We start from the raw sequence: 18,777 nt of genomic DNA, 5'->3' as shown, positions 1-18,777 counted from the left end.
CGATCGAATAGTGGCGGATTACGCTCCGCTAATCCGCGCTACAGCCCTGTGGCTTCGATGCAGCGCAATCTACTCCGCCGCCTCGCTCGCGGTTCGCCTCCGCTTCGGCTTCCGCGCCTTCTCCAGCACGGGAGCCAGGAACTTCCCCGTATAGCTCCGCGGCGCCTTGGCGATGTCCTCCGGCGGGCCCCAGGCGACGATCTCGCCGCCGCCGTCGCCGCCTTCGGGCCCCAAGTCGATGACCCAGTCGGCGGTCTTGATGACTTCGAGATTGTGCTCGATGACGACGACCGTGTTGCCCTGCGCGACCAGCTCGTGCAGCACCTCCAGCAGCTTCTTGACGTCGTGGAAGTGCAGGCCGGTGGTGGGCTCGTCCAGGATGTAGAGCGTGCGGCCGGTGGCGCGCTTTGACAATTCCTTGGCGAGCTTGACGCGCTGGGCTTCGCCGCCCGAGAGCGTCGTCGCTTGCTGGCCGACATGGATGTAGTCGAGGCCGACGCGGTGCAATGTCTGAAAAGTCTCGCGCACGCGCGGCACCGCCTTGAAGAACTCGGCGGCTTCCTCGACGGTCATGTCGAGCACGTCGGCGATGCTCTTGCCCTTGAACAGCACCTCCAGCGTCTCGCGGTTGTAGCGCTTGCCCTTGCAGACGTCGCAGGTGACGTAGACGTCGGGCAGGAAGTGCATCTCGATCTTGATGACGCCGTCGCCCTGGCAGGCCTCGCAGCGGCCGCCCTTGACGTTGAAGGAGAAGCGGCCGGGCTCGTAGCCCCGTGCTTTCGCTTCCGGCAGGCCGGCGAACCATTCACGGATCGGCGTGAACGCGCCGGTATAGGTCGCCGGATTCGAACGCGGGGTGCGGCCGATCGGCGACTGGTCGATGTCGATGATCTTGTCGACGTGCTCGAGGCCCTCGATGCGGTCGTGCGGCGCCGCGCCTTCGCTGGCGTTGTTGAGCTTGCGGGCAATGGCGCGGTAGAGCGTATCGATCAGCAGCGTCGACTTGCCGCCGCCGGAGACGCCGGTGACGCAGGTGAACAGGCCGAGCGGAATTTCCGCCGTGACGTTCTTGAGGTTATTGCCTCGCGCGTTCACCACCTTGATGGTACGGCGATGGTTCGGCGGACGCCGCTCCGGCACCTCGACCTCGAGCTCGCCGGTCAGGTACTTGCCGGTCAGCGATTTCGGGTTGCGCATGATCTCGGCGGGCGTGCCTTCGGCGACGATGTTGCCGCCATGCATGCCGGCGCCGGGGCCGATGTCGAGCACGTAGTCCGCAAGGCGGATGGCGTCCTCGTCATGCTCGACCACGACCACGGTGTTGCCGAGGTCGCGCAGCCGCTTCAGCGTATCGAGCAGGCGGGCGTTGTCGCGCTGGTGCAGGCCGATCGAAGGCTCGTCCAGCACGTAGAGCACGCCTGTGAGCCCCGAGCCGATCTGCGAGGCGAGGCGGATGCGCTGGCTCTCGCCGCCGGACAGCGTGCCGGAGGAGCGGGACAGCGTCAGATAATTGAGGCCGACGTCGAGCAGGAAGGTGAGGCGCTCGCGGATCTCCTTCAGGATGCGGCCCGCGATCTCGTTCTGCTGCGCGTTCAGCGCCTCCGGCACGGTCTCGAACCACGCGCCGGCGCCCTTCACGGACAGCTCCGAGATTTCGCCGATATGCTTGCCGCCGACCTTGACGCAGAGCGCCTCGGGCTTGAGCCGAAAGCCCTTGCAGCCCTCGCAGGGGACGTCGTGGAAATATTTCGCCAGCTCCTCGCGCGCCCACTCGCTCTCGGTCTCGCGGTAGCGGCGGTTGATGTTGGTGATGACGCCCTCGAACGGCTTCTTGGTGTCGTAGGAGCGCACCCCGTCCTCGTAGGAGAACTTGATCTCGTCCTCGCCCGAGCCGTAGAGGAGCGCGTTTTGCGTCTTCTTCGGCAGATCCTTCCACTTGGTGTCGAGCGTGAACTTGTAGTGCTTGCCGAGCGCGGTCAGCGTCTGCACGTAATAGGGCGACGACGATTTGGCCCAGGGCGCGATCGCGCCCTTGCGCAGCGTCAGATCCTTCTCGGGGATGACGAGGTCTTCGTCGACATGCTGCTCGACGCCGAGGCCGCCGCAGGCGGGGCAGGCGCCATAGGGATTGTTGAAGGAGAACAGGCGCGGCTCGATCTCGGGGATGGTGAAGCCGGAGACCGGGCAGGCGAACTTTTCCGAGAACAGGATGCGCTCGGGCCCGCTCTTGTCGTGGATTTTCGCGGTCTTCTTCTTTTCCTCCGCAGGCGCAGAAGCCGCGGGCGCATCGGCGAACTCGACGACGGCAAGGCCTTCGGCGAGCTTCAGCGCGGTCTCAAAGCTCTCGGCGAGGCGCTGGCCGATATCGGCGCGCACCACGATGCGATCGACCACCACGTCGATGTCGTGCGGGAATTTCTTGTCGAGGCTAGGGGCTTCCGCCAGCTCATGGAAGGTGCCGTCGATCTTGACGCGCTGAAAGCCCTTCTTGAGCCATTCGGCGAGCTCCTTCCTGTACTCGCCCTTGCGGCCGCGCACGACGGGGGCGAGCAGATAGAGGCGGGTGCCCTCGGGCAGCGCCAGCACGCGGTCGACCATCTGGGAGACGGTCTGGCTCTCGATCGGCAGGCCCGTGGCCGGCGAATAGGGCACGCCGACGCGGGCCCACAAGAGGCGCATGTAGTCGTAGATCTCGGTGACGGTGCCGACGGTGGAGCGCGGGTTCTTCGACGTCGTCTTCTGCTCGATCGAGATTGCCGGCGACAGGCCGTCGATCTGGTCGACGTCGGGCTTCTGCATCATCTCCAGAAACTGGCGGGCATAGGCCGACAGCGATTCGACGTAGCGGCGCTGGCCCTCGGCATAGATCGTGTCGAAGGCGAGCGAGGATTTGCCGGAGCCGGATAGCCCGGTGAACACCACCAGCTTGTCGCGGGGAATCTCGACGTCGATATTCTTGAGGTTGTGCTCGCGCGCGCCGCGGATCGTAATTGCGCGCAGGCTCGAGCCCGCGTTCTGTTGTTGGCGCTTCGCCTTGATCACTTCATCCATCCGAGTTGCCCTCAAGGAAGCCCAAAGGTGCGCGATCGCGCCAACAAAAAAGGCGCGCTGCGCCCGGAACCGGGATCGGCGCCGATGGGTATGGCAGCGAACGTAGGAAGAACGGCGGCGGATTTCCAGTGGGACTTGCGAATCGTCAACGGATTGTTGGCGTGCTGGCGGGATCTGGCAGCAGGAACGCGCGGAACCGCTCCCGGAGCAACCCGGCCAAAAAAGAAAGGCCGGCGCGAGGCCGGCCTTTCGTGACGATGTGACGTCGGTCTTGATCAGTACTTCGCGACGACCGGGCCACCGAAGGTGTAGTTGAGGCGAACGGTAGCCATGTCCACGTCCTGCTTGATGCTGTCGGTGCGAGTGGTCACGCCGAGGAAGGTGAAGGTCTCGTTGTGCCTGCCCATGAACAGGTGGTTGTATTCGACAGCGACCGACCAGTTCGGGGCGAAGCCGAATTCTATGCCGGTGCCGACCGTACCGCCCCAGCGCGTTTCGTTCGCGGTGTCGAGCGTAACGCCGCCAAAACTGCCAGTGTACTTGTTGTGAGTGACGGCAGCGCCGCCCTTCACGTACCAAAGCACGTTGTTCCAGGCATAACCGACCTGGCCAGTGAAGAGGCCGATGGCGTCGATCCTGGTCTCGTTCACCAGCGGCGCGAGCGCGGCAGGCGAGCTGATGTTCGAACCCTTCAGGTCAGCCCAGTCGCCCTGGGCTTCGAGACCGAACACCCAGTTGGCGGACTGCCAGCGATAACCGATCTGGCCGCCGACGAGTGCGCCGGTCGCATTGTGACAACCTTCGGCCACCGCCGGAGCGACCACGACGGGGCCGACACTGGTGAGATCCCAACAGTTGCGGCTCCAGCCACCGCCGGCGTTGGCGCCGAGGTAGAAGCCGCTCCAGTTGTACACCGCGATCGGCGCCACCGGAGCCTTGGTGTAGGGGCGGGCCGCCAAATCGGCCGCCGAGGCCGGTGACAACGCGCTGAGTGCGAACAAGCTGGCCGAAGCCAGCAAAAGCTTCTTCATATCCATTCCCCACTTCCATTTCTCATTCCGGTCTTCCGGAGAGCGGAAGAGCAGCGGACCTTATGACTCAAGCAACGTCATTGCTTTTACACCATTTAAGCCAAAGGTTGTGTCACCCAGCGGCCACACCCCTTCGAAAACGCGAGCGAACGGGCGGCCGCAACAAACAAAAAGGCCGGCGCGAGGCCGGCCTTTCGTGACGATGATGCGTCAGAGACGAAGCTCAGTACTTGGCGACGACCGGGCCGCCGAAGTGGTAGTTCACGCCGACCTGCACGGTGTGGAGGTCGAGAGTGCCGGTGTTGACCGGGAAGACGCCCGAGAAGTAGGTCTCGCCGCCCAGGCTGCGATAGAGGTACTCGCCCTTGACCGACCAGTTCGGAGCAAACATCGCCTCGACGCCCGCGCCGACCGTCCAGCCCGAATGGAACTGGCTCTCCGAGAGGCTCAGAACAGGGGGCGCGCTGACGCTGATCTTGTTGTTGATCCAGGCGTAACCACCCGTGGCGTACAGCAGGACGCTCGGGGAAGCGAGCCAGCCGATGCGACCACGCACGGTGCCGAGCGCGTCGATACGCGAACTGACCGTCGTGGGAACGAGGGCGCCACCAAAATCAACAAGACCGGTCGCTGAGGCGTTTACGTCAGCCCACGCGCCATCAGCTTCGATGCCGAACACGACGTTGGAGGTCTGCCAGTTGTAGCCAACGGTGCCGCCGACGAAACCGCCCTGCATGCGCGGATCATCGGAGCTGTTTTCCCAGGCGCCGCCGCCGACGATACCGAGATAGAAGCCGGTCCAGTTGTAGACCGAGGCCACAGGCGCGGGCGCCTTGGTGTAGGGGCGGGCTGCCAGATCAGCAGCCGAAGCGGGGGCCGCGAGAGCGAACAAACAGGCCGAAGCCAACAAAACCTTTTTCATTTTCAACTTAATCCCAGTCCCAGTTTCTGTTGTTGCCTTCCCTCACGGAAGGGCAGCGGACTCAACGGCCCAACTGGCGCCGTCTTTACACCACCAAAGCCGCAAGTTGTGTCTCCGAAAAGCCACAACAGCCGAAAAGGTGATGGTTGCTGACTTATTGACGTCCAGCCGTCGTGCGCAAAAAAGAAGGGCCGGCGCTGGGGCCGGCCCTTCCATCGCTCACGAAATCAGAGGGAATCAGTACCTCGCGACCAGCGGGCCGCCGAAGCGATAATTCAGCCGGACCAAACCCATGTCGACGTCCTGATATATGCGATCGGATCCGAAGAAGGCACCGCCTGGCGTCGTGAAGTCCCGGGTCTGGTGGCCCAGGAAGAGGTGGTTGTACTCGAATCCGAGCGTCCAGTTCGGTGCGAATCCGAACTCGACGCCCGCGCCGACGGTGCCGCCCCAGCGGGTGTGATCGGCCGAGGCGAGCAGGGTGCCCGCACCGGGCGTGCCTGGCGCCGCGTAGACGTCGAACTCGTCGCTGACGACGGCGGCGCCGCCCTTGACGTAGACCAGGATATTGTTCCAGGCATAGCCGACCTGGCCGGTGATCAGGCCGAAGGCATCGATCTGAGACCGGTTGCGGCTGCCGGTGACGAGCGCGGAGCCCGGGAAGACGAGGCTGACATTGTCGCCGGAGAAGTCGGCCCAGTTGCCCTGGCCTTCGACGCCGAACACCCAATTAGCGGACTGCCAGCGGTAGCCGACCTGGCCACCGACCGTGCCTCCGGTCGCGTTGTGACATCCTTCACCGACGAGGGTGCCGGCGGCGCCGGTGACGAGGCCCGTGGTGTCGACGAAATCCCAGCACTTACGGCTCGTGCCGCCGCCGCCGTTGATACCGATGTAGAAGCCGCTCCAGTCGTAAACGGTAGCGACAGGGGCCGGAGCCTTTGTGTAGGGACGCGCAGCAAGATCCGCTGCACTTGCCGGCCCCGACAGCCCCAACGCCATTGCACCGATTGCACCAAACAGAACCTTGTTCATTACAGTCTCCCCAGTTTCGTCCGCTTCTTGAAACTCCCCGAAGCGGCTGATCAGGCGCGACGCCCATATGAATCAATTCCAACGCGAATGTAGCCTAAGAATGGGGCAGAGTCCGTCTCCGGAATGCCACACTCGCCACTCAAGTGAATGGAACAACTTAATGAATGTTAAGCGGTTTTTCTCGTTCAGGGGAACCCAAGAAGGTTCCATCGGAGCGCTGCTCATTATTTTGGCAATGGGCCAGAATGGCTGTCCTATTGCGATGAAGAACAAATCTGGAACAAAACGGAAGGGGATGCTATATATGGGGATAACCCCGGGGGTGGCAGGCTGATCGGTGCCCGCAAGCGTATAGGGTCGCCCTAGCGGGCGCAGAGGAACGCGGGCAGCGGATTCGCCCTTTTGAAATTCAGTGGCATTCGGAGTGGAGAGCGGCGATGGCGGGAAGCGTCAACAAGGTCATTCTGGTTGGAAATCTCGGCAAGGATCCCGAAATCCGCCGCACCCAGGACGGGCGGCCGATCGCGAATTTGAGCATCGCGACCTCGGAGACCTGGCGCGACAAGAACACGGGCGAGCGCAAGGAGAAGACCGAGTGGCATCGCGTCGTGATCTTCTCTGAGCCGCTTTGCAAGATCGTCGAACAGTATCTGAAGAAGGGCGCAAAGGTTTACATCGAAGGCGCGCTCCAGACCCGCAAGTACACCGACCAGAGCGGCGTCGAGAAATATTCGACCGAGGTCGTGCTGCAGGGCTTCAACTCGACGCTGACGATGCTGGACGGCCGCGGTGGCGGCGGCGGAGGTGGCAGCTTCGGCGACGAGCCGGGCGGCGACTTCGGCTCCTCCGGACCCGTCAGCAGCGCGCCGCGCCGTCCCGTTGCCGCCGGCGGCGGCCGCAACAGCGACATGGACGACGATATCCCGTTCTGAGGTCAAATAGCGGGCGCTCGTCCTTTGCATCGGTGTGCTCGCGTGCCGCGCTTGGATTTCTCGTCAATCAACGGGCAAAGCTTGATTTTCTAAGCTTGCCTCATGTTGTGCGTCAGACGGCGAGCCGCTGCCGATCGGGGACTGCTGCATGAGTCTTGGACCGCTTCTTGCTGCTGCTCCGGCGATCCCGCTGCATGCCTTTGCCGCGATGGCTGCATTCGTCCTCGGAATTGTTCAGCTCATCGCCCCCAAGGGCACCCTTCCGCACCGGGCTCTGGGCTGGGTCTGGGTGGTGCTGATGCTCGTCGTGGCGCTCACCTCGTTCTGGATTCACGAAATCCGTCTGGTCGGTCAATGGAGCCCGATCCATCTGCTCTCGATCTTCGCGTTGGCGATGCTCGTATTGGGCGTGACGGCTGCAAGAGCTCACAATGTTCGCCGCCACAAGATCACGATGGCCTCGATCTTCTTCGGCGCACTCGTCATTGCCGGGCTGTTCACCCTCATGCCCGGCCGGCTCATGCATACAGTGGTTTTCGGGCCTTGAGCCGTGGCCGAAATCCACTCTCCGGCGCAGGGGTTGCCGACGTCCGAGGGCTGTCCGGAAATGACCTCTCGTCACCCCGGTAAGTGCATGAAAAAACGAAGGGAAAAAGCGCCTCCGGCGGCCCTGTCAGGGTGGTTATCCAACCCTCGATGCGCTATATGATTCCCAGATAAAACCTCACCGGATTTCCCCTTGGCTGACGACGATAACAAGCCCGGCGACCAGCCGGCGCAACCCTCGGACATTCGCCCCGTCTCCATCCTCGACGAGATGAAGAAGTCCTACCTCGATTACGCCATGAGCGTGATCGTATCGCGCGCGCTGCCCGATGCGCGCGATGGCCTGAAGCCGGTGCATCGGCGCATCCTGTTCTCGATGAACGAGCAGGGCTTCACGCCCGACAAGAAGCACAAGAAGTCCGCCGGTATCGTCGGTGACGTCATGGGTAAATACCACCCTCATGGCGACCAGGCGATCTATGACGCGCTGGTGCGCATGGCGCAGGACTTCTCGATGCGCGAGTTGCTGGTGGACGGGCAGGGCAATTTCGGCTCGGTCGATGGCGATCCGGCGGCGGCCATGCGCTACACCGAGTCCCGCCTGACCAAGATCGCGCTGAAGCTGCTCGAGGACATCGACAGCGACACCGTCGACTTCCAGGACAATTACGACGGTTCCGAGAAGGAGCCGGTGGTCCTGCCAGCGCGGTTCCCGAACCTGCTGGTCAACGGCGCCGGCGGCATTGCCGTCGGCATGGCGACCAACATCCCGCCGCACAATCTCGGCGAGGTGATCGACGCCTGTATTGCGCTGATCGACAATCCCTCGCTGACCATCGACGAGCTCATCAACATCATTCCCGGCCCGGATTTCCCGACTGGCGGCATCATCCTCGGACGCCAGGGCATCCGCAGCGCCTACCATCTCGGCCGCGGCTCCATCGTCATGCGCGGCAAGGTCACGTTCGAGACCATTCGCAAGGATCGAGAGGCGATCGTCATCACCGAGATTCCGTATCAGGTGAACAAGGCGACGATGGTCGAGCGCATCGCCGAACTCTACAAGGAAAAGAAGATCGAGGGCATCTCCGACCTGCGCGACGAGTCCGACCGCGATGGCTATCGCGTCGTCGTCGAGCTCAAGCGCGACGCCGTGCCCGACGTGGTACTGAACCAGCTCTACAAGTTCACCCCGCTGCAGACGAGCTTCGGCGTCAACGCAGTTGCGCTCGATTCCGGGCGTCCGCAGACGATGAACTTGAAGGATATGTTGACGATCTTCGTCGGCTTCCGCGAGCAGGTCGTCACCCGGCGCACCAAGTACAAGCTGCGCAAGGCGCGTGAGCGCGCCCATGAGCAGGTCGGCCTCGCCATCGCGGTCGCCAACATCGACGAGATCATCAAGGTGATCCGCACCTCGCCGACACCAGCGGCGGCCCGTGATACCCTGATGACGCGCGATTGGCCCGCGCGCGACGTCGAGGACATCATCACGCTGATCGATGACCCGCGTCACCGGATCAACGAGGACGGCACGATCCGCCTGTCGCTGGAGCAGGCGAGGGCGATCCTCGAATTGCGTCTCGCACGTCTCACCGCGCTCGGCCGCGACGAGATTGGCGGCGAGCTGTCGAAGCTCGCCGGGGAGATCGGCGACTATCTCGCGATCCTGCGCTCACGCGCGCGCATCCTGGACATCATCAAGACCGAGCTTGCCGAGGTGAAGGCCGAGTTCGCAACGCCCCGCCGCACCGTGATCATGGAGCAGGAGGGCGAGGTCGAGGACGAGGACCTGATCCAGCGCGAGGACATGGTCGTCACGGTCTCGCACGCCGGCTACGTCAAGCGCGTGCCGCTGTCGGCCTACCGGGCGCAGCGCCGCGGCGGCAAGGGCCGCTCCGGCATGCAGACCCGCGATGAGGATTTTGTCAGCCGGCTCTTTGTCGCCTCGACCCATACTCCGGTGCTGTTCTTCTCCTCGCGCGGCCAGGTCTACAAGGAAAAGGTCTGGCGGCTGCCGATGGCCGCGCCGAACGCGCGCGGCAAGGCCATGATCAACATCCTGCCGCTGGAGCAGGGCGAGCGCATCACCACCATCATGCCGCTGCCGGAGGATGAATCGACCTGGGGCCAGCTCGACGTGATGTTCGCGACCACGGGCGGCAACGTCCGGCGCAACAAGCTGTCCGACTTCGTCGACGTCCGCCGCTCCGGCATCATCGCGATGAAGCTCGACGACAACGAGGCGATCGTCGACGTGCAGATCTGCACCGAGCGCGACGACGTGCTGCTGACCGCTGCCGGCGGCCAGTGCATCCGCTTCCCCGTCACCGACGTGCGCGTGTTCACCGGGCGCACCTCGATGGGCGTGCGCGGCATCGCGCTCGGCGAAGGCGACAAGGTGATTTCGCTGGCGATCCTGCGCCACGTCGACACCACCTCGGACGAGCGCTCGGCCTATTTGAAGATGCGCCGCGCGGTCGCGGGCGAAGCCGCCGCGGAAGAGGCACCGGCCGATGCCGAGGCCGAGGAGACCTCGGGCAGCTTCCAGCTCCCGCAGGAGCGCTATGTCGAAATGTCGGCGCAGGAGCAGGTCGTGCTGACCGTCTCCGTCAACGGCTACGGCAAGCGGACCTCGTCCTACGAGTACCGCACCACCGGCCGCGGCGGCAAAGGCATCGTCGCCATGAGCGTCAACAACCGCAACGGCAATCTCGTCGCCTCGTTCCCCGTGGAGGAGGCGGATCAAATCATGCTGGTCACCGACAAGGGTCAGCTGATCCGCTGCCCGGTCGAAGGCATCCGCATCGCCGGCCGCTCGACGCAAGGCGTGATCGTGTTCGACACCGCCGAGGACGAGCACGTGGTGTCAGTCGAGCACATCACGGAAGAGGCCGAGAACGGCAACGGAGCCAACGGGGAGTAACGTTCAGCCAGGCAGCCCGAATTGCGCTGCGCTCGATCCGGGCTGTGAACCGCCTAGCTGACGCGAAATCGTCAAGCCCGATTACGGCGTGCGGTTGGCGGTCACGAGGCGTGCCTCGCGGACATTGGCCTTAGTGCCGGCGCTACGCAGGCAGGAGGCTTCGAAGTTCGGCCAGGCCTGCTGCGAGCAGTCACGGCCGATGCTGCGGATGTCGAGCCGGTCGCTCTTGGCCAGCGGCTGCGGCACGCTGGCTTCAACCTTCGGGGCAAAGCCGGGCAGGAGGGTGAGGGCCGCGGCAACACACGCAGACAGAGCGATCGCTGAAATGGTCTTGATCATGACAGTCCCCTGTGATGCGGCCGCCTACTCCCAGTACGCGGCCCGTCGTTCGTTGGCCCGGATTAGTAACCATGGCCAGTTTCCGGACGTCTTCGCCGATGTGGGAAATGGTTTCGTTCCCGCTCCGTTTTGTTTCGTGGTCGCCCCGAGGGCGAAACAAACCGGCTGCCGCTGACGCCCGACGGGACATTTTCGGAGGGGCTGGACCGGAAACGGGCAAGGAACCTGCCCGGCTTGCCGGCCCGGGCCGGGCGCGGTAGGACGGGGCCATGCCGCGCATCGCCTTCTACCCAGGTTCCTTCGACCCCATCACCAACGGCCATCTGGACGTGGTCCGGCACAGCGTTTCCTTGTGCGACAGGCTCGTGGTCGCGATCGGGGTGCATCCCGGCAAGAAACCGCTGTTCTCGACCGAGGAGCGCCTCAAGATGCTCGAGGACGTCTGCGGTCCGATCGCGGCGCAGGCCGGCTGCGTGCTGGAGGCGACGACGTTCGACGATCTGTCGGTCACCGCAGCGCGCAAGCACGGCGCGACCATCATGATTCGGGGCCTGCGCGACGGCACTGACCTCGACTACGAGATGCAGCTCGCCGGCATGAACGAGGCCATGGCTCCCGAGGTGCATACGGTCTTCCTGCCGGCCTCTCCCATGGTCCGCCCGATCACCGCCACTTTGGTGCGCCAGATCGCCGGCATGGGCGGGGACGTCTCGGCCTTCGTCCCGCCGCAGGTCGCGGCACAGCTCAAGGCCAAATTCGCCTGAAAACGGCGCGCTTCCTCTTCTCTCTGATCCGGAGTTGTCATGATCCGAATTCTCGCAGTTCTTGCCGCGCTTCTGTTCGCGGTACCGGCGGTGGCGCAGCAATTGCCGGCAAATCTCGACAAGGCCAACGCCATCGTCATCGACAGCACCAAGGGCCGCATCGTCATCAAGCTCAGGACCGACATCGCGCCCCAGCATGCCGAGCGCATCAAGCAGCTCGCGCGCGAGGGCTTCTACAACAACGTGCCGTTCCACCGCGTCATGGACGGCTTCATGGCGCAGACCGGCGATGGCGAGAAATTCAACGGCACCGGCGGCTCGAAATACCCGAACCTGAAGCAGGAATTCTCCAAGGTGCATTTTGCCCGCGGCATCGTCGGCATGGCCCGACGCGGCGACAGCGTCGACAGCGCCAACTCGCAGTTCTTCATCATGTTCGCCGACGGCGGCAGCCTCGACGGCCAGTACACCGTGATCGGCGAGGTGGTGCAGGGCATGGACGTCGTCGACAAGCTCAAGAAGGCGCCCGCCGGCTCGCCCGGCGGCTCTGTCACCGATCCCGACAAGATGGTGAAGGTGCAGGTCGCCTCAGACATCAAATAGGCGGGGGCCATGGCGCGCCGCGGTGGCAGGCTCCTGCTGGTTGCCGTGGTGCTGCTGCTCGCCACCTCCCGTGCGGCCGTGGAGGCCGCCCAGGTCGACACGATCCAGGACATCTTCCGGCACCTGCGCACCTGCTGGAGACCGCCGTCGCCGGCGAGGGCCCGCCCACTCGACATCACCGTCCTCGTGAGCTTTAACCGGGCCGGAAACATTCTGGGCCATCCGAGGATTACCTATGAATCCGCGGAGGCCTCCGACAATGACCGGCTGCAATACCGGATCGCGGTGATGGAGGCGTTGCAACGCTGCACGCCGGTGCCATTTACCGATGCAATGGCCGGCGCCGCCGCGGGACGTCCATTCGCGATCCAGTTCCGCAGCCGCAAGACGTCACCCGAGAAGACTTCACCCCCAACGCAAGAGAGACGAGCATGAGCGTCACCGAAAACACCCTGATCCTCGAGACCACGCAGGGCCCCGTCACCATCGAAATGCGCCCCGACCTCGCGCCCGGCCATGTCGCGCGCATCAAGGAGCTGGTCCGTGAGGGCTTCTACGACGGCATCGTGTTTCACCGCGTGATCGAGGGCTTCATGGCGCAGACCGGCTGCCCGCACGGCACCGGCACCGGCGGCTCCGGCAAGAAGCTGAAGGCCGAGTTCAACAAGGAGCCGCATGTGCGCGGCACCGCCTCGATGGCCCGCGCCGCCAATCCCGATTCCGGCGACAGCCAGTTCTTCATCTGTTTCGACGACGCCCGCTTCCTCGACAACCAGTACACGGTGTGGGGCAAGGTCACCGAGGGCATGGAGAACGTCGACAAGATCAAGCGCGGCGAGCCGGTGCAGAACCCCGACAAGATCGTCAAGGCGCGGATGGCCGCGGACAAGGAATAGTCACTCGATCCTCATCCTGAGGAGCGCGGAACGCGCGTCTCGAAGGATGAAGGCCCCACTGCTGCAACCCGGCCTTCATGGTTCGAGACGGCGCTAAGCGCCTCCTCACCATGAGGGTCTGGCTGTGTCGCGCCAAGCCTGCTCATGCGCACCGATCTCTTCGATTTCGATCTGCCGCCCGAGCGCATCGCTTTGCGCCCGGCGAGCCCGCGCGATTCCGCGAGGATGCTGGTCGTCGAGAATGGCGCGCTGCGCGACCAGATCATTTCCGACCTGCCGCAATGGCTGAAGCCCGGCGACCAGCTCGTCGTCAACGACACCAAGGTGATTGCGGCGCAATTGAAGGGTCGCCGCATCGGCCGCGACACCGAGCCGAAGATCGAGGCGACACTGATCAAGCGTCTCGACGGCTCGCGCTGGCAGGCGCTGGTGAAGCCGGCCAAGAAGCTCGCCCCCGGCGACCGCATCCGCTTTGGCAACGAAGGCAAGGTCTGCCTGCTCGGTCATCTCGACGCCGAGGTCGAGGCCAAGGGCACCGAGGGCGAGGTGACGCTGGCGTTCTCGTTCCACGGCCCGGCGCTGGACCAGGCCATCGCCGATCTCGGCAGCCCGCCGCTGCCGCCCTACATCGCCTCCAAGCGCACGCCAGACGATCAGGACCTCGCTGATTACCAGACCATGTTCGCGGCGAGTGAAGGCGCAGTTGCAGCGCCAACCGCGGGACTGCATTTCACGCCGGCGCTGGAACAGTCGTTGCGCGACCGCGGCGTTGCCCTCAACCGCGTGACGCTGCATGTCGGGGCAGGGACGTTCCTGCCGGTCAAGGTCGACGACACCGACGGCCACAAGATGCACGCCGAGTGGGGCACGATCTCGGCCGAAACGGCGGAGCGGCTCAACGTTGCGCGGAAGAACGGCGGCCGCATCGTTGCGGTCGGCACGACGTCGTTGCGGCTGCTCGAAAGCGCCGCGAGCGAGGACGGCACGATCCAGCCATTCGCAGCCGAGACGTCGATCTTCATCACGCCCGGCTACCGCTTCCGCGCGGTCGACGCGCTGATAACCAATTTCCACCTGCCGAAGTCGACGCTGTTCATGCTGGTGTCGGCCTTCTCGGGGCTCGCGACGATGAAGCAGGCCTATGCGCACGCGATCGCGCAGGGCTATCGCTTCTATTCGTATGGCGATGCGTGTTTGCTGTTTCGGGCCGAGCGGTAGGGTGGGTTAGCCGCAAGGCGTAACCCACCACTGCTCGTCTCCGCGGAAGCGAAGAGGTGGATTACGCCTTCGGCCAATCCACCCTACGCAACCTTCGTTACGCCATCACCCGCTGCGGCAGGAGTTCCGCGATCTGCACCGCATTCAGCGCCGCGCCCTTGAGCAGCTGATCGGCCGCCACGAACATCGAGATCGAGTGCCCGGTGGGGTCGCTGAGATCCTTGCGGATGCGGCCGACCAGGACGTCGTCCTGGCCCGAGGCGTCGATCGGCATCGGGAAGTAGTTCTTGGCGCGGTCGTCGACCACCTTCACGCCGGGCGCCTGCGCCATGATGGCACGGACCTGGTCCTCGCTGATCGGCTTCTCGCATTCGAAGGTGATGGCTTCGCAATGGGCGCGCAGCACCGGCACACGCACGCAGGTGACGCCGACGGCGATGCTGTCGTCCTCGAAGATCTTGCGGGTCTCCTTGATGACCTTGGTCTCTTCGTCGTTGTAGCCGGTCTCGGGGTCGATGGCGGTGTTGTGGTTGAACAGATTGAAGGCGTAGGGGTGCGGCATCACCTTGGGCGTATAGACCTGCCCGTTGAGGTTGGCGCGGGTGGATTCGACGAGCTCCTCCATCGCGGCGGCGCCGGCGCCGCTGGCCGCCTGATAGGTCGAGATGATCACGCGCTTGATGCGGTTGTGCTGGTGGATCGGCCACAGCGGCACCAGGGCGGTGATCGCGGCGCAGTTCGGGTTGGCAATGATGCCCTTGTGGTCGCGGATGCGGCTCGCGTTGATCTCGGGGATCACCAGCGGCACGTTCGGATCCATGCGGAAGGCCGAGGAATTGTCGACCACGATGGCGCCGGCCTTCACCGCGATCGGCGCATACTTCCTTGAGATGCTGCCGCCGGCGGAGAACAGCGCGATATCGACGCCGTCGAAGGAGCGCTCGGTCAATTCCTCGATGACCACGCTCTGCCCGCGGAACGACACCGTCTTGCCGGCCGAGCGGGCGCTCGCCAGTGCCTTGAGCTTGCCGACGCGAAAGCCGCGCTTGTCCATGGTGGCGATGAATTCGGCGCCCACCGCGCCGGTGACGCCGACAATCGCGACGACGGGATCGTTGCTCACTTTGTCCTCCGTTGCATTGAGAATTTAGACAACAAAAAAGCCCCGGACCATCGAGGGCGGGGCTTGCCGTAGAGCTGATGCGTTTAAGTCGACGACCTACGCGCGCACGCCTCCCCGGGCCCCTTCGGCCGTGGTGGTTTTGATCGTGCGTTTGGTGGTCGTGAACATGGCGGCGACTTATGCGGGAGAGTTTTGCGGCCGTCAATGGCTTTTCGGTCCGGACGATGCCGGGGGCAGCCTGCCGCTATTTGGCACCCGCTATTTCCCCTTGGCGCCCGGCGGCTCCAGGGTGACCTCCTTGAGGTCGTCGCCGCTGACGACGACGATCGAGAAGTTCAGCCGGCCGCGTTCACGGACCAGCCCGCCGCTGATGGCCTTGCCCGCGGCGGCACGCTCGGCGACGCGCACGGCATCGGAGAGGCGGTGCCTGATCGCACCCAGCGCTGCGAGGTTGCTACGGTCCTCGCGGTCGAGCTCGGTGAGGGGCAGGGCGGCTTCCCCGCCGACCAGTTCGCCGGTCGAAGCATTGATGGTGTGGCGCCAGATCCGGTCGTTGTGCAGGGTCTTCACCCGGTAGACCGGCACGCCCGAGCCGCCGTCGAAGCTCACATCGGCAGTGGTGGCGCCGGCATGGCGGGCTTCGGCAATCGCCATGGCCTGGCTGATTGTGATCGAGGAGCTGCGGAATCGCTCTATTTCGCGGCTGACTGCCTGGCGGTCCGCTTCGGCATCACCATCTGTGTCGCTGTGAAGCGCGGTCGGCGTGCTCGCGGTCACGACAGCCTGTGCCGGCGCGGCGATGAGCAGCGCGGGCAATGCGATCGCAAGCAGGTGCGAGGTCCATCGTTTGGCAGTCGTCATGCTCGAAACCCTCGGCCAGCGAGTGTGCCGGATGATCGTAAAGAATTCGCGGCCGGCCTTGGGCATCGGCCGGCCGCGGAGCGCCGCGGCAGGCTGTACCCGGCGCGGCGATCTGGGTGATACGGGCCTCCTTTGGGGCTGGTGAAAAAAGCGGTCCGCATCGCCTTATAACTAAACCATACCGTATCGTTTTATTTCGGTCAATGACGCCGCACCGTCGCCCCTTGGGGAAAGCACGCAAGCTCACGGAATTGTCAGCGGGAGGAGCGGCGCCGTGGCGCGAGTTTCGAGGTGTCCTGGACGCGGTCGGCAGGTCCCAGCGCGCCGGCCAGGAACAGCTTGATCGCCGCGCGCATGCGCTTCTCGGCAGCCTTCAGCTCCAGCGCCGTTCCGAACGTCGCCATACGATGGGTGTGGCCGACGACGACGTCGAGGAACACCTCGGCTGCGATGGTGGTGTCGTCGACATCGAGCGCGCCTTGCGCCACCAGATGGTCGAAGAAGCGCGCCGTGGTGGCGACGGCCTTCAGCCAGCCTTCCTCCTTGCCGAGCTTGGCGACGTCGGGGAAGTTGATCGCCTGTGCCGTCATCATGCGGCTGAAGGCGACGGCATCCGGGCCGCAGGTGAAGGTCAGCATCTCGCGTCCGATCTCGACCAGCCGCTGCTCGACCGGGATGTTCGAGGCGCTGGAGAGCTGCGTCTCCGCCGCCGCCGACAGCGGCGCAAGCCAGCGTTCGATCTCGCGCCTCAGCACGGCCGCGAACAGGCCGCGCTTGTCGCCATAGCGGGAATAGACGGTGGGCTTGCTGACCCGCGCAGCTTCCGCGACCGCATCGAGCGAGGTCGCATCGAAGCCGCGGTCCAGGAACAGGCGGGTGGCGACCTCGATCAGCCGCAGATCGCGCTCGATCGCAGCAGTCTTCGTCGGCCGGCCACCGCGCGATTTCGGTACCTCGCGCCGTGGCGCTGCCGGTCTTGTCCTGGTCGCAGTCAATCCCATGCCCAATGATTCCTGCGCGGTCGTGATATCGGTCATTCGCTCTATATCGCGCAGGAGCGGAAGCGTCATCGCGAATCTGGCCGAATTGGCCATATCGTCAACGGTTTCGGTATTGCCTCGTTCCGTCACGAGGGATCACGGCAGCGTCGAGGACCAGGCCTGGCCGGATGCAGCCTTCTCGTATCCGTACTGATACAGCGCCCGCATATAGCCGGTATCGAATCCTTCCGACGGCGGGGCGGGATAGTCGCGCGCGATGTAGGAAAGATGGAAGCCCAGCCGGTTGCGCTTGGCGAAATCGTAGGTCGAGAAGATGATCGAGCGCGTCTGCGATTGGGTGATCGCCGACAAGCTGCGTGAAGCGACGTCGATGGTGCCATTGGACACCAGCTCGAAATTGCGTTCGATCTTCTTGTTGACGAGGATGTAGATGTCCATCCTCGCATTGCCGGGCAGACGGCCGCTCTGGAACAGCAGAGCTTCCGGCAAGGTCAGCACCGGCGCGGTCACGCCGCCGTCGACATGCATCTCCTGAAACTTGCGGCCCCCGCCTTCGGCGTCGATCATGATGGGCGGAAACACCAGGGGAATGCTGGCGGAGGCTGCCATCACGTCGCGAAACAGCTTGAGCGCCTCGGGCGTTCCGACCGCGGCAATCCTGCCCATGTCCCAGATCGCGGTGCGCTGCGTGTCGAGGTCGGTCGTCACCACCAAGAGCCTGCGGCCCTTGGCATTCTCGCGCGCGACCTGCGCCATGATCTCGGGTCCGACATAGCGTGCGACGAGCTCGCGCAGCCTGGTGTTGCCGAATAGGCCGGATCCGAACAGCACGCGCATGATGCTGGGATCGTTCAGGAGACTCTCCGCGATACCGCTGGTGTAGACCTCCTTCAGCGTGTCGTCATATTGCGGTCCGAGAAACGCGAACGGTGCGATCAGGCCGCCGGTGCTGACGCCCGAGACGACCGAGAAGCTGGGGCGGGTTCGGGTCGCGGTCCAGCCGGCGAGCACGCCGACGCCGTAGGCGCCGTCAGCGCCGCCGCCGGAGAGCGCCAGATAGGTTCTCGTGGCAGTGCTGTTGTCCTTCTCGAAGCTGAACTTGGTGACCGGCTCGTCGGCGTAGCGCCGCAGACCCTCGATATCGAGCACGCGCGACGTGCTCGCCTCCGCGGCGGTATAGGGCGTGCGGGGCAGGGAGGTGCAGGCGCCGAGCGCCAGGCTGCAGATCAGGAGCACTAATCCGATCAGGCCGACACCAGTCTGCCTGATCCGGTCACGCGAGGAGACGGATGCGTCGGTCGAACACGAAGGGTACGGCATTGTCGGTGGCTGGCGATCACGTATCTACCGCCGCCGGCAAGTTCGCCGCGGCATCTCGTCCAGCCCCACGTACAAAACTACACTGTATCGTTTCGTTTGACAAGGGCGCGGCGTACGATCCTTGTGTGGTCGGTGTCCCAGTCTGATGCACGAACCGGCCCAAGCGCGGTCGGCGGGTTGATCAGCCTGCTCCGACACGCAATAAGCAC

The 18,777-nt window shown here is 64.5% G+C and carries 17 protein-coding genes; 8 read left to right on the top strand and 9 right to left on the bottom strand.

Annotated elements, in window-relative coordinates; translation table 11 throughout:
• Positions 1–69: 69 nt before the first annotated feature.
• The 4 genes from uvrA to ACVWYQ_RS05345 all read right to left on the bottom strand — a co-directional run bounded on the left by uvrA (position 70) and on the right by ACVWYQ_RS05345 (position 6,039).
• Positions 70–3,051 carry an excinuclease ABC subunit UvrA gene (gene uvrA / locus ACVWYQ_RS05360; protein ID WP_456725498.1) on the bottom strand — a complete coding sequence of 994 codons (2,982 nt, stop codon included), beginning with the start codon at positions 3,049–3,051 and terminating at the stop codon, positions 70–72.
• Positions 3,052–3,326: 275 nt separating this feature from the next.
• Positions 3,327–4,082 (bottom strand): outer membrane protein, encoded by a 756-nt coding sequence (locus ACVWYQ_RS05355; protein ID WP_275499975.1) that lies wholly within the window; start codon positions 4,080–4,082, stop codon positions 3,327–3,329.
• A gap of 223 nt (positions 4,083–4,305) precedes the next feature.
• Positions 4,306–5,004 carry an outer membrane protein gene (locus ACVWYQ_RS05350; RefSeq protein WP_157286061.1) on the bottom strand — a complete coding sequence of 233 codons (699 nt, stop codon included), beginning with the start codon at positions 5,002–5,004 and terminating at the stop codon, positions 4,306–4,308.
• 237 nt (positions 5,005–5,241) lie between these two features.
• On the bottom strand, positions 5,242–6,039 hold the full coding sequence (locus ACVWYQ_RS05345) for an outer membrane protein (protein WP_271537907.1): 798 nt from the start codon (positions 6,037–6,039) through the stop codon (positions 5,242–5,244).
• 437 nt (positions 6,040–6,476) lie between these two features.
• Here ACVWYQ_RS05345 and ACVWYQ_RS05340 point away from each other — a divergent pair, with 437 nt between their 5' ends.
• The 3 genes from ACVWYQ_RS05340 to gyrA all read left to right on the top strand — a co-directional run bounded on the left by ACVWYQ_RS05340 (position 6,477) and on the right by gyrA (position 10,443).
• Positions 6,477–6,971: a single-stranded DNA-binding protein gene (locus ACVWYQ_RS05340; protein ID WP_025036423.1), complete on the top strand. Its 495-nt coding sequence runs from the start codon at positions 6,477–6,479 to the stop codon at positions 6,969–6,971.
• Positions 6,972–7,119: 148 nt separating this feature from the next.
• Positions 7,120–7,518, top strand: coding sequence for a DUF2306 domain-containing protein (locus ACVWYQ_RS05335; RefSeq protein ID WP_404540979.1), 399 nt, complete (start codon positions 7,120–7,122; stop codon positions 7,516–7,518).
• 192 nt (positions 7,519–7,710) lie between these two features.
• Positions 7,711–10,443: a DNA gyrase subunit A gene (gyrA, locus tag ACVWYQ_RS05330; RefSeq protein WP_404540981.1), complete on the top strand. Its 2,733-nt coding sequence runs from the start codon at positions 7,711–7,713 to the stop codon at positions 10,441–10,443.
• Positions 10,444–10,524: 81 nt separating this feature from the next.
• Here the strand turns inward: gyrA and ACVWYQ_RS05325 are convergent, their stop codons facing one another.
• The gene (locus tag ACVWYQ_RS05325) at positions 10,525–10,782 is read right to left on the bottom strand and encodes a hypothetical protein (protein ID WP_036012649.1); all 258 of its coding nucleotides are present in this window, start codon (positions 10,780–10,782) and stop codon (positions 10,525–10,527) included.
• 269 nt (positions 10,783–11,051) lie between these two features.
• Here ACVWYQ_RS05325 and coaD point away from each other — a divergent pair, with 269 nt between their 5' ends.
• The 5 genes from coaD to queA all read left to right on the top strand — a co-directional run bounded on the left by coaD (position 11,052) and on the right by queA (position 14,263).
• Complete coding sequence (coaD, locus tag ACVWYQ_RS05320; RefSeq protein WP_036028155.1) at positions 11,052–11,546, top strand: pantetheine-phosphate adenylyltransferase; 495 nt, start codon at positions 11,052–11,054, stop codon at positions 11,544–11,546.
• 39 nt (positions 11,547–11,585) lie between these two features.
• Positions 11,586–12,149 carry a peptidylprolyl isomerase gene (locus ACVWYQ_RS05315; protein ID WP_271537917.1) on the top strand — a complete coding sequence of 188 codons (564 nt, stop codon included), beginning with the start codon at positions 11,586–11,588 and terminating at the stop codon, positions 12,147–12,149.
• Positions 12,150–12,158: 9 nt separating this feature from the next.
• On the top strand, positions 12,159–12,584 hold the full coding sequence (locus ACVWYQ_RS05310) for a hypothetical protein (RefSeq protein ID WP_271537919.1): 426 nt from the start codon (positions 12,159–12,161) through the stop codon (positions 12,582–12,584).
• Complete coding sequence (locus tag ACVWYQ_RS05305; protein WP_018642141.1) at positions 12,581–13,045, top strand: peptidylprolyl isomerase; 465 nt, start codon at positions 12,581–12,583, stop codon at positions 13,043–13,045. The genes ACVWYQ_RS05310 and ACVWYQ_RS05305 overlap by 4 nt, the downstream gene beginning before the upstream one ends.
• A 144-nt stretch (positions 13,046–13,189) precedes the next feature.
• Positions 13,190–14,263, top strand: a complete 1,074-nt coding sequence (gene queA, locus ACVWYQ_RS05300) for a tRNA preQ1(34) S-adenosylmethionine ribosyltransferase-isomerase QueA (protein WP_404540984.1) — start codon at positions 13,190–13,192, stop codon at positions 14,261–14,263.
• 97 nt (positions 14,264–14,360) lie between these two features.
• On the opposite strand, the gene ACVWYQ_RS05295 is transcribed toward queA, so the two are convergent.
• The 4 genes from ACVWYQ_RS05295 to ACVWYQ_RS05280 all read right to left on the bottom strand — a co-directional run bounded on the left by ACVWYQ_RS05295 (position 14,361) and on the right by ACVWYQ_RS05280 (position 18,568).
• Positions 14,361–15,386, bottom strand: coding sequence for an aspartate-semialdehyde dehydrogenase (locus ACVWYQ_RS05295; protein WP_404540986.1), 1,026 nt, complete (start codon positions 15,384–15,386; stop codon positions 14,361–14,363).
• A gap of 258 nt (positions 15,387–15,644) precedes the next feature.
• Positions 15,645–16,247, bottom strand: a complete 603-nt coding sequence (locus ACVWYQ_RS05290) for a PepSY domain-containing protein (protein ID WP_192893429.1) — start codon at positions 16,245–16,247, stop codon at positions 15,645–15,647.
• Between the two features lie 254 nt (positions 16,248–16,501).
• Positions 16,502–17,248 carry a TetR/AcrR family transcriptional regulator gene (locus ACVWYQ_RS05285; protein WP_036012628.1) on the bottom strand — a complete coding sequence of 249 codons (747 nt, stop codon included), beginning with the start codon at positions 17,246–17,248 and terminating at the stop codon, positions 16,502–16,504.
• Positions 17,249–17,383: 135 nt separating this feature from the next.
• Positions 17,384–18,568 (bottom strand): patatin-like phospholipase family protein, encoded by a 1,185-nt coding sequence (locus ACVWYQ_RS05280; protein ID WP_404540987.1) that lies wholly within the window; start codon positions 18,566–18,568, stop codon positions 17,384–17,386.
• Between the last annotated feature and the right edge of the window lie 209 nt (positions 18,569–18,777).

It is taken from the genome of Bradyrhizobium sp. USDA 3397 (genome assembly GCF_054060965.1).
The sequence above is the reverse complement of the archived record's forward strand: the minus strand, read 5'-3'. Positions and strand labels throughout refer to the sequence as shown.

Excerpts from the sequence above, each read along its gene's own strand:
- uvrA (WP_456725498.1), bottom strand. The coding sequence starts at position 3,051 with ATGGATGAAGTGATCAAGGCGAAGCGCCAACAACAGAACGCGGGCTCG.
- ACVWYQ_RS05355 (WP_275499975.1), bottom strand. The coding sequence starts at position 4,082 with ATGAAGAAGCTTTTGCTGGCTTCGGCCAGCTTGTTCGCACTCAGCGCG.
- ACVWYQ_RS05350 (WP_157286061.1), bottom strand. The coding sequence starts at position 5,004 with ATGAAAAAGGTTTTGTTGGCTTCGGCCTGTTTGTTCGCTCTCGCGGCC.
- ACVWYQ_RS05345 (WP_271537907.1), bottom strand. The coding sequence starts at position 6,039 with ATGAACAAGGTTCTGTTTGGTGCAATCGGTGCAATGGCGTTGGGGCTG.
- ACVWYQ_RS05340 (WP_025036423.1), top strand. The coding sequence starts at position 6,477 with ATGGCGGGAAGCGTCAACAAGGTCATTCTGGTTGGAAATCTCGGCAAG.
- ACVWYQ_RS05335 (WP_404540979.1), top strand. The coding sequence starts at position 7,120 with ATGAGTCTTGGACCGCTTCTTGCTGCTGCTCCGGCGATCCCGCTGCAT.
- ACVWYQ_RS05325 (WP_036012649.1), bottom strand. The coding sequence starts at position 10,782 with ATGATCAAGACCATTTCAGCGATCGCTCTGTCTGCGTGTGTTGCCGCG.
- coaD (WP_036028155.1), top strand. The coding sequence starts at position 11,052 with ATGCCGCGCATCGCCTTCTACCCAGGTTCCTTCGACCCCATCACCAAC.
- ACVWYQ_RS05315 (WP_271537917.1), top strand. The coding sequence starts at position 11,586 with ATGATCCGAATTCTCGCAGTTCTTGCCGCGCTTCTGTTCGCGGTACCG.
- ACVWYQ_RS05310 (WP_271537919.1), top strand. The coding sequence starts at position 12,159 with ATGGCGCGCCGCGGTGGCAGGCTCCTGCTGGTTGCCGTGGTGCTGCTG.
- ACVWYQ_RS05305 (WP_018642141.1), top strand. The coding sequence starts at position 12,581 with ATGAGCGTCACCGAAAACACCCTGATCCTCGAGACCACGCAGGGCCCC.
- queA (WP_404540984.1), top strand. The coding sequence starts at position 13,190 with ATGCGCACCGATCTCTTCGATTTCGATCTGCCGCCCGAGCGCATCGCT.
- ACVWYQ_RS05290 (WP_192893429.1), bottom strand. The coding sequence starts at position 16,247 with ATGACGACTGCCAAACGATGGACCTCGCACCTGCTTGCGATCGCATTG.
- ACVWYQ_RS05285 (WP_036012628.1), bottom strand. The coding sequence starts at position 17,248 with ATGGGATTGACTGCGACCAGGACAAGACCGGCAGCGCCACGGCGCGAG.
- ACVWYQ_RS05280 (WP_404540987.1), bottom strand. The coding sequence starts at position 18,568 with ATGCCGTACCCTTCGTGTTCGACCGACGCATCCGTCTCCTCGCGTGAC.